The following is a 13,419-nucleotide window of genomic DNA, read 5'->3' as shown; positions in this document are numbered from 1 at the left end:
AATAATTAGCACTCACCTATTGACAGTGCTAATAATAAGTGTTATATTACAACTAGAACAAAGGAAGGGGAACAAAAAGAGATAATAAAGATTCCACCGACCGGTGTTTGAGATGACAACAACACTTCAGAGTAAATCCGAATGTGCTAAATAAATTAATAAATGTCTTTTGAAAGGAGATATGACTTATGTTAATGCCTAGTATTTTTGGAGAGAACTTATTGGATGATTTCTTTGGAGAACCATTTGGAGGATATGATTACAGTGAATCCGGACTTATGACAACGGATGTAAAAGATACCGATAAAGGCTATGAAGTAACGATGAACATGCCTGGAGTTAAAAAAGAAGATGTAAAAGCAGAACTGAAAGATGGTTATCTGACAGTCAGTGCTGAGACGAACACGAAGAAAGATGAAAAAGCTGAAGATGGCAAGTACATCCGCCGTGAACGTTACAGTGGATCCTGCAGCAGAAGCTTTTATGTAGGCGACGGTGTCAAACAGGAAGACATCAAAGCCAAATTTGAAGACGGTACATTGAAACTGTTCGTACCGAAAGAAGCAGCAAAACCTGCTGTAGAACAGAAGAAATACATTTCCATTGAGGGATAATCAGAATGCGGATTGTAAGCGTCCGGTTACAAGGCTGCCAGATGAGGCAGCCGCTTAAAAAGAAAGTTAGCTAAATTCAGATAGATTTATAAGGAGGAACGACTTATGTTAATGCCTAGTATTTTTAATGATAACTTATTTGATGATTTCTTTGATTTTCCATTTTATGATGATAAAGCAGATCGTAAGATCCAGAGAAAACTGTATGGACATCATGCAGGCAATCTGATGAAGACAGATATCAAAGAGAAAAAAGATGGTTATGAACTGGAGATCGATCTTCCGGGATTCAAGAAAGATGAAGTTACAGCAGAACTGAATGACGGATATCTGACAGTCAGCGCTGCCAAAGGACTGGATCAGGATGAGCAGGAGAAAGAAACTGGTAAGTACATCCGTCGTGAACGTTACGCAGGAGCCTGCCAGAGAAGTTATTATGTAGGTGAAGATATCACGGAAGAAGATATCAAGGCTGAGTTTAAGCATGGTATCCTGAAACTCTTTGTCCCGAAGAAAGAAGTAAAACCAGCAGTAGAAGAGAAGAAATATATCAGTATCGAAGGATAATGACAACACGTTAAAAACTTTCAAATACACCATATGATGAGGGCAGCATACAGGAGCAAAATCCTGTATGCTGCCCTTTTTGCCATCTATATAAATGGAAATTTGAGAAAGTCTGGATAGTATAATGAAGTTAGGATTTGATCTGTATTTTGAGATGTGGAAAAAGGGAGAAATATCCATCAGAAAAGCTGTGTAGTAGTGGTGAATCGAAAAATAAAATCTGAGAGAGTTTTCGAATGTGGGAATCGGAGAATTACAGATAATGAAAAATCAACCATGAGAAAGGGAATGTTTAGTGTTATGGCATGGACATTCCCTTTTATGGACATTCTAATGTGCAAGTAATGCAGTCGGCAGAAAAAATATAGAAGTAGAGAGAGCAGCTGTTTGAATATCTGGAATACTATAAACAGGACAGGGGATATTTGTTAAGTTTCAATTTTTAATAAAAATAAGAAGCGCGGAATCCAGAACTTGGAGTATCAAGGGAAAAGGATTTTGGAAGTAATTGTATAAGATATAAGGATAATAAGAGAAACAGCTTGCTGGCATCGGCAAGCTGTATTATAGAAAAAGCCCTGCTTTATGCAAGGCTTTTGAAGTATGAGAAAGATTTTCATTTACCAGATTCCAAGCACATGCTGCATGGAAAGACTGGCGATCGTGATACCAATCCAACAGCAGAAACCAAGAGCGAGTGGCTTGCCGCCGGTTTTGATCAGCTTGATGATATTTGTATTCAGACCGACTGCACTCATGGCGAGGACGATGAAGAACTTGCTGAGTGTCTTCAGCGGAGTAAATACATCTGCGGATACGCCGGCTGAAGTTGCGATCGTTGTGATCACGGAAGCGAAAACAAAGTAGAGGATGAACATCGGGAAAATCTTTTTAAATTCCACTTTCTTTCCTTCGGCTTTGGAGTTGCGTGTCCGGATAAATGCGAGAACCAGTGTGATCGGGATGATCGCGAGCGTTCTGGTAAGTTTGACCGTAACTGCCTTATCCAGTGTGGCAGAACCGAGGGCGTAGAGCGAATCCCAGGTGGAAGCCGCTGCAGTTACGGAAGAGGTATCGTTGATCGCAGTTCCGGCAAAGATACCGAAGGCTTCCCCGCTTTTGGTTGAAAATCCAAGCAGTGCACCAAGTGACGGGAAGAACAGTGCGGCGAGCATGTTGAAAAAGAAGATAACAGAGATTGCCTGTGCAACTTCTTCATCATCCGCATCAATGACCGGTGCTGTTGCGGCAATTGCAGAGCCTCCGCAGATGGAAGATCCGACACCGACCAGTGTGGAAATATTTCCCGGTACATGCATAACTTTATGTAACAGATATGCAATGATCAGGGACGTTGAAATTGTCGTTACGATAATTGGCAGTGACTGTTTTCCGGTTTCCAGAATCACGGAGAGATTCAGTCCGAAACCGAGAAGGATTACTGCGTACTGAAGAACCTTCTTTGACACAAAAGTAATACCGTCCTGAAACATGGATTTGTCTTTTAATAATAAAGTGATGATCATTCCGGCAAGGATACCGAATACCGGTCCGCCGATGATCGGAAATGTCTGTCCGAGGAACCAGCATGGAACGGCGATGACCAGACAAAGTAAGATGCCTTTCCAGCTTTTTGTTATAAAATTCATAGAAATACCCCTTTCAAGTGAAATAAATAAGTTACTCTCATAACGATCTGTCCTATCATAGCATAAAAACAGCAGAATAAAAAGATGAAGGAAGGAAAATTCCCAAAGTAATTTGAGAATAAGGTGGAAATAACGAAAGATTCCCGATATAATAACAATATATGATTTTGGGGATAAGGAGGTAAAGTGTGATAAAACGGGGAATCCGGACATTGCACAAAAGAAAGTGATGCATACACTGAAAAAATTTGTAAAATATTATGCGCCGTACAGGACAGTATTCTTTCTGGATCTGATCTGTGCGGCGATCATCAGTCTGGTGGATCTTGCATTTCCACAGATTTTAAGAACACTGACAAAGACTTTATTTACAGAGGATCCATCACAGATCCTTGGAGCACTTCTGCCGATCGGACTGGCTTTGCTTGTGATGTATATCATACAGACATTTTGTAAATATTATGTCAGTTATCAGGGCCATATGATGGGGGCACATATGGAACGGGATATGCGCCAGAAGTTATTTGATCATTATGAGAGACTTTCTTTTTCTTATTATGACCAGAATAATTCCGGACAGATGATGAGTAAGCTGGTATCGGATCTGTTTGATATTTCCGAGTTTGCGCACCATGGACCGGAGAATTTATTTATATCCGTAATTAAAATCGTTGGTTCGTTTACATTTTTGTTTCTTATTAACTGGAGACTGGCGATTCCGCTGCTTGTGATGGTTGTATTTATGCTGATCTTTTCTTATAAGCAGAACCGTCAGATGCAGGAGACTTTTATGGACAACCGGAGAAAGATCGGGGATGTCAATTCCAGTCTGCAGGATACGCTTGCGGGAATCCGTGTGGTGCAGTCGTTTGCAAATGAAAAGATTGAACGGGAGAAATTCAAGAAAAGCAATGAAGGATTTCTGGTATCCAAGGATGCAAACTATCATTGTATGGGAAGCTTTATGAGTGGCAATCTTTTCTTCCAGGGAATGATGTATCTGATCACATTAGTGTTCGGCGGATGGCTGATCGCACATGGGAAAATGGAAGCTGCCGATCTTGCCATGTATGCGCTATACATCGGAATTTTTATCAGCCCGATCCAGATTCTTGTGGAGCTTACCGAGATGATGCAGAAAGGTCTTTCCGGTTTCCGGCGCTTTCTGGATGTTGTGGAGACGGAGCCGGAGATTGTAAATGCACCGGATGCAGAGCCACTTGAAAATGTAAAGGGTGAAGTGGAATATAAAAATGTTTCTTTCCATTATAGCGATGATGATACGCCGGTACTGGATCGGGTATCTTTTAAGATCCCGGCTGGCAGATCCATTGCCCTTGTGGGACCGTCGGGAAGTGGAAAGACGACAATCTGTTCCCTGCTTCCAAGATTTTATGATGTGACCGGAGGTGTGATCACAATCGACGGGCAGGATGTAAGAAAGCTGACACTGGAAAGTCTGAGAAGTCAGATCGGGCTGGTACAGCAGGATGTCTATCTGTTCTGTGGATCAATCAGGGAAAATATTGCTTATGGAAAACCGGGGGCATCGATGGAAGAAATTATCGATGCGGCGAAGAAGGCAAATATCCATGAATTTATCATGTCCCTGCCGGATGGATATGAAAGCTTTGTAGGAGAACGAGGAACCCGTCTGTCGGGTGGACAGAAGCAGAGGATTTCGATTGCAAGAGTATTTCTTAAGAATCCGCCGATATTGATTCTGGACGAGGCGACCAGTGCGCTTGACAATGAGAGTGAGCGCTGGATCCAGCAGAGCCTGGAAGAGCTTGCGAAGAACCGGACCACGATCACGATCGCACACCGGCTTTCTACGATCCGCAATGCGGATGAGATTCTTGTGGTTGCAAATAATGGAATCGCTGAACGGGGAAATCATGATGAATTGCTTGAGCAGGGTGGAATTTATGCGCATTATTATGAGATGTCATGATGTTGGTGTCAAAAGGTATTTTGACACCTTTGATACCAGATTGCTACGTGCTTTGCACTCTCGCAATCCTCAAAAACATGAGTAAGTGAGGAAATCAAAATAAGTAAACAAAAAAGCTTCTTTTCAGAAAAACAGGAGGGCCGTTTCTGAAAAAGAAGCTTTTTATATCGTAAAATTGTAAGCAGTGTGTGCTGGTCTATATTTGCAAAACATTACACAGCTTAATCACACATATGGCAGGCTGCGCATGCAGACGGTGTCGTTGCGCATCCGCCGAGAGCTGTCTCCCGAAGCTCTGCCGGAAGACGCTTTCCTACAGTGTACACCGCTTCCAGCATTTCATCGAATGGAATCAGCTGGCGTACCCCGGAAAGGGCGATCTCTGCAGCGATCGTTGCATTTGCCACACCGGCAGCATTACGGTTCTGGCAAGGATATTCGACCAGCCCGCCGACCGGATCGCAGACCAGACCGAGCATATTCATAAGAACAGTGGATGCTGCAGCAAGGGATTGTTCCGGGGATCCGCCCATCAGTTCAACGGTTGCAGATGCCGCCATTGCAGATGCGATTCCGACTTCTGCCTGACATCCACCGACTGCTCCGGCGACAGTTGCATTGCGCATAGCAAGATAACCGATTGCGCTGGCATTATAAAGTCCCTGCTTGATCTGTTCATCGGAAAGATCATAGGTTTCCTGGAGGGCAAGCAGAAGTCCCGGAACGATACCGGCAGATCCGGCAGTCGGGGAAGCTACGATCACACCCATGGAAGCATTGGTTTCCAGAGTTGCCATCGCGTAAATGACAGCTCTTTCCAGAAGATCTCCGCAAAGACCTTTTCCGGTATCTTTGTGATCTGAGATCTTTTTTGCTTCGCCACCGATCAGTCCACCCATGGATTTGACCGGGGTATGGATCGGAGTAGAAGCGGCTGATTTCATGATCTCAAGAACACGATCCATTTTGCGGTCTGTCTCTTCCGGATCCTGTTCTCCCTCTGTGAGCTCTCTCTGAAGCATCACAGCAGAAATTGAAAGGTCTTGTTCCTGACAGACTTTTAATAATTCTTTTGCATTTCTAAAATCCATAATCTGTATTCTCCTTCCAATTACATCTGAACAACCATAACGTTGTATACATTTTTGTTTCTTCTGATTGTATCTGCGATATCTTCCGGTACCAGATCATCGGATTCTACGATGGTATAAGCGGTATTTCCTTTGGATTCGCGGAACAGACGCATGAATGCGATATTGATTCCAAGCTCACTGAGGCATTTGGTAATGTAAGCAACAACGCCCGGTGCATCTTTCTGGACGACGACGATCGAGCTGTATTCTCCGGTAAAATCGACCTCCACACCATTGATCCGGCACAGGCGGGCTTTTCCGCCACCGAGAGATTCTCCGCGGATCGTCATCTCCTGCCCTTCTTCATTTACCATCAGGATATCGACGGTATTCGGGTGTACGTCGGTTTCTACGTTGTTCGGAATGAAAGAATATTCGATTCCGTTGTCTGTCGCGATCTGGAAGGAATCGCGGATGCGCACGTCATCGGTGGCAAATCCCATAATACCGCCGAGAAGAGCACGGTCCGTACCATGACCATGATAGGTTTTGGCAAAAGATCCATAAAGGGTAAATTCTACTTTTTTAAGAGAACCGGTGAGAAGCTTTCTTGCAAGCAGAGCGATTCTGGCAGCTCCAGCAGTATGGGAGCTGGATGGTCCGATCATATTCGGTCCCATGACATCAAAAACACTGATAAAGGACATAGTAAACCTCCTGTAAAATAATTGTTTCACGCACGTAAAAAGGATTGACGTCTTATTAGTTATATTGTACCATCAACTTATGAGTGAAACAAATTCATAGATTTTATGAAGATGTTGAAAAATTTTCATAATGGAGTCAGAAGATGGAATTACGTCAATTACAGACTTTTATACAGATCGCGCAGATGCAGAGCTTTTCCAGAACGGCAGAGATGCTGGGGTATTCGCAGTCGGCAGTGACGGTTCAGATCCGCCAGCTGGAAAACGAACTTGGGAAAAGGCTGTTCGACAGGACAGGAAAGAAAGTGGTGCTTACCCCGCAGGGGGAAGAATTTCTGGAGCATGCCAACCGGATCCTTTATGATGTTCATCAGGCGAAAGCATCCATGAATGATACGGATGAATTGAAAAACCCACTTCACATTGGGACGATCGAGTCTCTGTGTACGGTGAAATTTCCAAAGATCATAAGGAAATTCAGGGAACAGTATCCCAGGGTTTCTATCCGGATCACGGTAGATTCTCCGGAAAAGCTGATCCAGATGATGGAACATAATGAACTGGATATGATCTATATTCTGGATACACCAAGATGGGACAGCAACTGGATTAAGGTGATGGAGAAGGCAGAACCAGTTATGTTTGTGACATCAGTCAGTCACCGGCTGGCAAAAGAAAGAAATTTATTGCTTGATAATCTGCTGAAAGAGTCTTTTTATCTTACAGAGCGCAATGCCAATTACAGGCAGGCACTTGATGGTCAGCTGGCGTTAAGAAGAAAAGAGCTTTCTCCGATGCTGGAGATCAGTGATACTGCATTTATCAAAAAAATGCTGATGTATGGGGGAGGCGTTTCATTCCTGCCACGTTTTGCAGTGGAAGATGATATTGAGAAAAAGAAACTCACACTTTTGGATGTGAAAGATATAGAAATTACGATGTATCGTCAGATTTTCTATCATAAAAACAAGTTTAAAACAAAAGAGATGGAGAAATTTACAGAGTTTGCTCTGGAGGACAACTAAGAGAAAATACAGCTATGGATAAGAAAAAATATACTGGGAGAATCCGGAACAAGACAATACTGGTATTTATTGTTATGTTTATCGGGATAAACTGTGCGGTGCATTTGCAGATAATGAACCGTATAAATGAAGAAAAACTAAAAGCGACGTATACAGCGGAGGCTACAGTCCGGAGAATAGAGGCGCAGATTAATAAATATCTGTCAAAATCCGATCTGCTGAAACAGATCATTGAGTCCGAAAGTACGATATCCGATGAACATTTTACGGAGCTTTCCGGGTTTATGATGGCCGATGATGATGTGATCGATGTGATCGAACTGGCAAAAGGCGGCACCGTATCGTCTGTGTATCCGCTGAGTGGGAATGAAGAAGCAATGGGACTGGACATGCTTACTGACCCGGATCGGAAGACAAGTGCAACAATCGCAAAAAACAGTGGAGAATATACGATCGCAGGTCCGTTTCAGCTGGTGCAGGGCGGAGATGGCGCATTATTATTCGATCCGGTCTATGTGAAAGGAGAAAACGGGCAGGAAGAATTCTGGGGATTTACGATTCTGGTTATTGACTGGGAGAAATTTATAGATGAGGTTGAGCTGGAAAAGCTGGAGGAAGCATCTTATCATTATCAGGTATGGAAAAAGAATCCTGTCACAGGTAAAAAGCTCACGATTGCGCAATGCGAGGAACCGGTGATGGATAATGCCCTGGAAGTCGTATGTGAGGTTCCGAATGATACCTGGTATTTTGAAATATGCCCGAAAGAAGGATGGTATTCCAAATCACAGCTTTGGCTGAACAGTCTGTTAAGTGCACTCCTTGCGGTCCTGATCGCGATGCTGTACTGGCAACGTAGAATGCGGAGTTATAAAGAGGCGCGTTACGCAGAAAAAATCAAAAAGTCGGCAGAGGAAGCGAAGGCGGCGAACACTGCGAAGACAGGATTCCTTTCCCGGATGAGCCACGATATAAGGACACCGTTAAATGGAATTATCGGTTTACTTAAGATTGACGCGAAGCATCCGGACGATAGAGAACAGGTAGATAAAAACCGGGAGAAAATGCTGGTAGCAGCCAATCATCTTCTGGCACTGATTAATGATGTGCTGCAGATGAGCAAACTGGAAAGTGGAGAGATGGTTCTGGCACATGAGGTGGTAAATTTAAATGAGTTATCGCGGGATATTCTGACGATCATGGAGCAACGTGCAGCAGAAGCAGGTGTTAACATAGAGTATGACAGAACATCGGATAAGGTAGAGTTCCCGTATGTGTATGCGAGTGCATTACATGTCCGTCAGCTTTTCCTGAATGTGTATGGGAACTGTGTGAAATATAATCAGGTTGGTGGAAAAGTAAAGATCCGTCTGGAAAATTTAGGGTTGAAGGATGGAATTGTCACCTATCGATGGATCATTTCAGATACGGGAAGAGGGATGAGCCAGGAATTCTTGAAGCATATCTTTGAACCGTTTGCGCAGGAACATACGGACGCAAGAAGTGTTTATAACGGGACCGGACTTGGAATGGCAATTGTCAATACACTTGTCCACAAAATGAATGGTACAATCGAAGTGAGCAGTACAGAGGGAAAGGGCAGTACATTTATCATCACGCTTCCTTTTGAGGTGGCGCAGGAAAAGAAAAAGGTGGAGAGCCTTCCGGAAGAGGAGACACTGAGTATCTCTGGACTCAGTCTTCTGCTTGCGGAAGACAATGAGCTGAATGCGGAGATTGCAGAGGTATTGCTGAAGGATGAAGGCGCTCACATTACTCTGGTGAAGGATGGACAGCAGGCGGTCGATGCATTTGTCGGAAGTGAACCGGGAACTTTTGATGCGATCCTGATGGATATCATGATGCCAAACATGGATGGAATCACTGCAACGAAAAGGATTCGCACGATGAACCGGCAGGATGCAAAAGATATTCCGATCATTGCAATGACGGCGAATGCATTTGAAGAGGATGCCAGAAGATGTATGGAAGCAGGAATGAATGCACATCTGCCGAAGCCATTTCAGATGAACAAAGTAATTGAGACAATTGCGGAATTTTGCAAAAATAAATAAAAAAAATCAGTTGACAAATGGAAAATATCAGCATATAATGTAACCAATTAAAGCGATAAACCGATGAACAAGAGGAGTAAGTAAAGATATTTATTTCCAGAGAGCTGCCGGTGGTGGGAAGGCAGTAGTAAGAGTTTTTACCGAATGGACTTGTGAGGGCAGCTTGAAACTGCAGAGCAGGAGTAGACGCTGACGGGATGCTCGCCCGTTACCAAGGAGATGTGTATGTCAGTACGCAGTTGAGAGGTCGGCGCAGACCGGCAATAAGGGTGGTACCGCAGAAGTAGAATTTCAAGAGCTTTTGTCCCTGTATAAGTGAAAACTTATACGAGGACGAAGGCTCTTTTTGCGTGCTACAAAGAGGACGTGCACGTCCGAAAAAGAATCATTTTTGTGCTCGCACAAAGAATGATTCTTTACAGGACGTATAAGCAGTATTCACACGACCGAGATGCAGCGTAGCGAAATCGAGGTGTGTAAAGACGCACGCCCGGTGTAAATCATTCAATAACAAGCTTACTCAACATAAAAACAACAACGAAAATTCAGGAGGAAAGAATCATGTACCCAGATTGTGATGAAATTTTAAAAATGGCACCGGATTATGACATCATTCCGGTTTGCCGTGAAATCTACGCAGATGTTATTACACCGATCACACTTCTACGGAAGCTCGCAGCAGTCAGCAAACGCTATTATCTGCTGGAGAGTGTAGAGGGAGGCGAAAAGTGGGGACGTTATTCTTTCCTTGGGTTTGATCCGGTGATGCGTGTAAAATGCAGTTGTGGAAAAGTAACGATAGAAAAGGACGGCGAAGAAACGGAAAAAGTGACAGACAAACCGCTTGAAGTGCTGCGGGAGATCCTGAAAGATTATAAAGCGCCGCGGCTTGCCGGACTGCCACCATTTGCCGGAGGATTTGTCGGATATTTTGCTTATGCGATGATCGGATACGCAGAGCCGAAGCTGAAGATCAAAAAAGGAACCTTCAATGACTATGATATGATGCTTTTCGATAAGGTCATTGCCTATGACCACCTGAAACAGAAGATCAGCATTATCGTCAATATGAAAACAGATAAGGTGATGGAGAATTATGGAAAGGCAACCGCACAGATCCAGGATCTGGCAAACCTGATCCGAAGCCAGCAGACAGCAGATATCCCGGTGTCAAAAAGTAAGATTGATTTTACCTGCAATGTCAGTAAAGAAGAGTATTGTAAGCTGGTTGAAAAGACAAAAGAGTATATCGTGGACGGAGATATTTTCCAGGCAGTCATTTCCAGACAGTTTTCCAGCCCGTATGAGGGAAGTCTGATCAATCCTTACCGGGTACTCAGAACCACGAACCCGTCTCCGTACATGGTTTACATGAAGATTGATGACGAAGAGATCATGAGTACCTCGCCGGAGACGCTTGTCCGGCTGGAAAATGGCAGGCTTACCACATTCCCGGTAGCAGGATCCAGACCAAGAGGACTGACAGAAGAAGAGGATCAGGAACTGGAAGCAGATCTTCTTTCCGATGAAAAAGAGCTTTCCGAGCATAACATGCTGGTAGATCTTGGAAGAAATGATCTGGGGCGGATTTCCAAATTCGATTCGGTGGAAGTTACGAAATATATGATGATCCACAAGTATTCAAAGATCATGCACATCTGCTCACAGGTGGAAGGAGATATCCGGGATGACTGTGATGCACTCAGCGCGATCGAGTCTGTACTTCCGGCAGGAACTCTTTCCGGTGCGCCAAAGATCCGTGCATGCGAGATCATCGAGGAGCTGGAAAGCGAAGAGAGAGGTGTTTACGGAGGTGCACTCGGATACCTGGATTTCACCGGCAATATGGATACCTGTATTGCGATCCGGATGGCAGTCAAGAAAGACGGAAGAGTCTATGTACAGGCGGGCGGCGGAATTGTAGCCGACAGTATTCCGGAAAATGAATACCAGGAATCAGCAAACAAAGCAGCAGCTGTGATGAATGCGATCAAGGCAGCAAAGGAGGTACTGGAATAATGATTCTTTTAATTGATAATTACGACAGCTTTTCCTACAATCTGGTGCAGATGGCAGGAAGTATCAACCCGGATATTAAGGTCATCCGAAATGATGAGCTTACGGTAGAAGAAATTGAGAATCTGCATCCGGATAAGATCATCTTATCTCCGGGACCGGGATATCCAAAGGATGCCGGTGTGTGTGAAGAAGTGGTACAGAAGCTGCAGGGCAAGTTTCCGATCATGGGAGTCTGCCTTGGGCATCAGGCAATCTGCGAAGCCTACGGCGGTGAGATCATCCATGCAAAGGAATTGATGCATGGTAAAAAAAGCAACGTAAAAATTGACACAGCAAGTCCGATCTTTCAGGGAATGCCGGAAGAAATCGATGCGGCAAGATACCATTCTCTGGCGGCAGATACCGAAAAGATACCGAGAACTTTAAAAGTGATAGCTACTGCAGATGACGGAGAAGTGATGGCAGTCCAGCACAAAGAGTATCCGGTGTACGGATTACAGTTTCATCCGGAATCGATTCTGACACCGAAGGGAAGGAAGATTCTGGAGAATTTCCTGGGGCTGTAGAGAGGAAAGGTGTTGCCCGGATCATATGGTATCGAACAGAAAGAAGAAGTAAGGATTTCAGGTACACGTGAAAATTTAATAAAATACATTTTACATAAAACAGCAGAGACAACAAGGCAGACAAGATGGAGGAAAAATATGATCAGAGAAGCAATTGCAAAGTTAACAAGAAAAGAAGATCTTACATACGAAGAGGCAAGAGGTGTCATGGAAGAAATGATGGATGGTACTGCAACGCAGGCGCAGATGGGAGGTCTTTTGATGGCACTTTCCATGCAGGGTGAGACCATTGATGAGATCACCGCATTTGCAGAAGTGATGCGTGAAAAGGGTGTGAAGATCAAACCGGAGAGGGAAGTCATTGATATCGTCGGAACGGGCGGAGACCAGGTGGGAACCTTCAACATTTCCACAACCTCTGCATTTGTAGTGGCAGCAGGCGGCGTGCCGGTTGCAAAGCATGGAAACCGCAGCGTGTCCAGCCGGAGCGGAGCGGCTGATGTTCTTGAAAAGCTTGGCGTGGAAGTTGCACTTACTGCGGAGCAGAATGAAAAAGTATTAAACGAGACTGGTATCTGCTTCATGTTTGCACCGGTTTACCACTCTTCGATGAAATATGCGGCACCGGTCAGAAAGGAGCTAGGAGTGAGAACGGTATTCAACATTCTCGGACCTCTTTCCAATCCGGCAGCGGCAACCATGCAGCTTCTCGGTGTATATGATAAAGAGCTTGCGGGAACGATGGCAGAGGTACTTTCCAACCTGGGTGTAACCAGGGGCGTTGCCGTTTGTGGCGAGGACGGGCTGGATGAAATTACACTCACCGGAGAAACGGATGTACACGAAATCCGTTTTGGAGAAATTACTTCTTATACGATCACACCGGAACAGTTCGGGCTGTCCAGATGCCCGCTTGCCGATCTGATCGGAGGAACACCGGAAGAAAATGCACAGATCACGATGGATATTTTGACCGGAAAAGAGACTGGGGCAAAGAGAGATGTGGTTCTGATGAATGCAGGTATGGCACTTTACCTTGGAATTGACGGAATCACGCTTGCCGAAGGCGTGGAGAAAACAAAAGAACTGATCGAGAGCGGAGCAGCACTTAAGAAGTACGAAGAGTTCCGTGAGGCAACAAAAGCAGTCGCAGCAAAATAGGAGAGGGCA

At 44.4% G+C, this 13,419-nt stretch carries 11 protein-coding genes and 1 other annotated feature; of the genes, 8 read left to right on the top strand and 3 right to left on the bottom strand.

What is annotated here, in order from left to right; all coding sequences use genetic code 11:
- The first annotated feature begins 188 nt into the window (after positions 1-188).
- Together PG840_RS12550 and PG840_RS12545 are read left to right on the top strand one after the other, a co-directional pair.
- Positions 189-614: an Hsp20/alpha crystallin family protein gene (locus PG840_RS12550; RefSeq protein WP_008374340.1), complete on the top strand. Its 426-nt coding sequence runs from the start codon at positions 189-191 to the stop codon at positions 612-614.
- Between the two features lie 105 nt (positions 615-719).
- Positions 720-1,181, top strand: a complete 462-nt coding sequence (locus PG840_RS12545; protein ID WP_008374342.1) for an Hsp20/alpha crystallin family protein — start codon at positions 720-722, stop codon at positions 1,179-1,181.
- A gap of 620 nt (positions 1,182-1,801) precedes the next feature.
- Here PG840_RS12545 and PG840_RS12540 read toward each other — a convergent pair.
- Positions 1,802-2,830 (bottom strand): YeiH family protein, encoded by a 1,029-nt coding sequence (locus tag PG840_RS12540; protein ID WP_270613696.1) that lies wholly within the window; start codon positions 2,828-2,830, stop codon positions 1,802-1,804.
- 229 nt (positions 2,831-3,059) lie between these two features.
- On the opposite strand from PG840_RS12540, the gene PG840_RS12535 reads away from it, so the two are divergent.
- Entirely contained in the window at positions 3,060-4,784 is a 1,725-nt protein-coding gene (locus tag PG840_RS12535; RefSeq protein WP_270613695.1) for an ABC transporter ATP-binding protein, read from the top strand.
- Positions 4,785-5,005: 221 nt separating this feature from the next.
- Here the strand turns inward: PG840_RS12535 and sdaAA are convergent, their stop codons facing one another.
- Together sdaAA and sdaAB are read right to left on the bottom strand one after the other, a co-directional pair.
- The gene (sdaAA, locus tag PG840_RS12530) at positions 5,006-5,875 is read right to left on the bottom strand and encodes an L-serine ammonia-lyase, iron-sulfur-dependent, subunit alpha (RefSeq protein WP_117824148.1); all 870 of its coding nucleotides are present in this window, start codon (positions 5,873-5,875) and stop codon (positions 5,006-5,008) included.
- A gap of 20 nt (positions 5,876-5,895) precedes the next feature.
- A complete protein-coding gene (gene sdaAB, locus PG840_RS12525) occupies positions 5,896-6,564 on the bottom strand; it encodes an L-serine ammonia-lyase, iron-sulfur-dependent subunit beta (protein WP_008374350.1) in 669 nt (222 codons plus the stop codon).
- 143 nt (positions 6,565-6,707) lie between these two features.
- Between sdaAB and PG840_RS12520 the strand changes: the two genes are divergently transcribed.
- The 5 genes from PG840_RS12520 (at position 6,708) to trpD (ending at position 13,410) form a co-directional block, all read left to right on the top strand.
- Positions 6,708-7,589 carry a LysR family transcriptional regulator gene (locus PG840_RS12520; RefSeq protein ID WP_270613694.1) on the top strand — a complete coding sequence of 294 codons (882 nt, stop codon included), beginning with the start codon at positions 6,708-6,710 and terminating at the stop codon, positions 7,587-7,589.
- 14 nt (positions 7,590-7,603) lie between these two features.
- Complete coding sequence (locus PG840_RS12515; protein ID WP_195250579.1) at positions 7,604-9,664, top strand: ATP-binding protein; 2,061 nt, start codon at positions 7,604-7,606, stop codon at positions 9,662-9,664.
- 54 nt (positions 9,665-9,718) lie between these two features.
- Positions 9,719-9,976, top strand: a binding site (T-box leader).
- Between the two features lie 246 nt (positions 9,977-10,222).
- On the top strand, positions 10,223-11,683 hold the full coding sequence (gene trpE / locus PG840_RS12510; protein WP_195250588.1) for an anthranilate synthase component I: 1,461 nt from the start codon (positions 10,223-10,225) through the stop codon (positions 11,681-11,683).
- On the top strand, positions 11,683-12,249 hold the full coding sequence (locus PG840_RS12505) for an anthranilate synthase component II (protein ID WP_195502378.1): 567 nt from the start codon (positions 11,683-11,685) through the stop codon (positions 12,247-12,249). The genes trpE and PG840_RS12505 overlap by 1 nt, the downstream gene beginning before the upstream one ends.
- 138 nt (positions 12,250-12,387) lie before the next feature.
- Positions 12,388-13,410, top strand: a complete 1,023-nt coding sequence (gene trpD, locus PG840_RS12500; RefSeq protein WP_195502379.1) for an anthranilate phosphoribosyltransferase — start codon at positions 12,388-12,390, stop codon at positions 13,408-13,410.
- Positions 13,411-13,419 lie beyond the last annotated feature (9 nt).

Origin of the sequence: Coprococcus sp. AM97-35 (genome assembly GCF_027697525.1) — a bacterium.
Taxonomy (GTDB): Bacteria; Bacillota; Clostridia; order Lachnospirales; family Lachnospiraceae; genus Allocoprococcus; species Allocoprococcus comes.
This window is presented reverse-complemented; position numbering and strand designations above follow the sequence as displayed.

Coding starts and splice junctions, on each gene's coding strand:
- PG840_RS12550 (WP_008374340.1), top strand. CDS start 189: ATGTTAATGCCTAGTATTTTTGGAGAGAACTTATTGGATGATTTCTTT.
- PG840_RS12545 (WP_008374342.1), top strand. CDS start 720: ATGTTAATGCCTAGTATTTTTAATGATAACTTATTTGATGATTTCTTT.
- PG840_RS12540 (WP_270613696.1), bottom strand. CDS start 2,830: ATGAATTTTATAACAAAAAGCTGGAAAGGCATCTTACTTTGTCTGGTC.
- PG840_RS12535 (WP_270613695.1), top strand. CDS start 3,060: ATGCATACACTGAAAAAATTTGTAAAATATTATGCGCCGTACAGGACA.
- sdaAA (WP_117824148.1), bottom strand. CDS start 5,875: ATGGATTTTAGAAATGCAAAAGAATTATTAAAAGTCTGTCAGGAACAA.
- sdaAB (WP_008374350.1), bottom strand. CDS start 6,564: ATGTCCTTTATCAGTGTTTTTGATGTCATGGGACCGAATATGATCGGA.
- PG840_RS12520 (WP_270613694.1), top strand. CDS start 6,708: ATGGAATTACGTCAATTACAGACTTTTATACAGATCGCGCAGATGCAG.
- PG840_RS12515 (WP_195250579.1), top strand. CDS start 7,604: ATGGATAAGAAAAAATATACTGGGAGAATCCGGAACAAGACAATACTG.
- PG840_RS12505 (WP_195502378.1), top strand. CDS start 11,683: ATGATTCTTTTAATTGATAATTACGACAGCTTTTCCTACAATCTGGTG.
- trpD (WP_195502379.1), top strand. CDS start 12,388: ATGATCAGAGAAGCAATTGCAAAGTTAACAAGAAAAGAAGATCTTACA.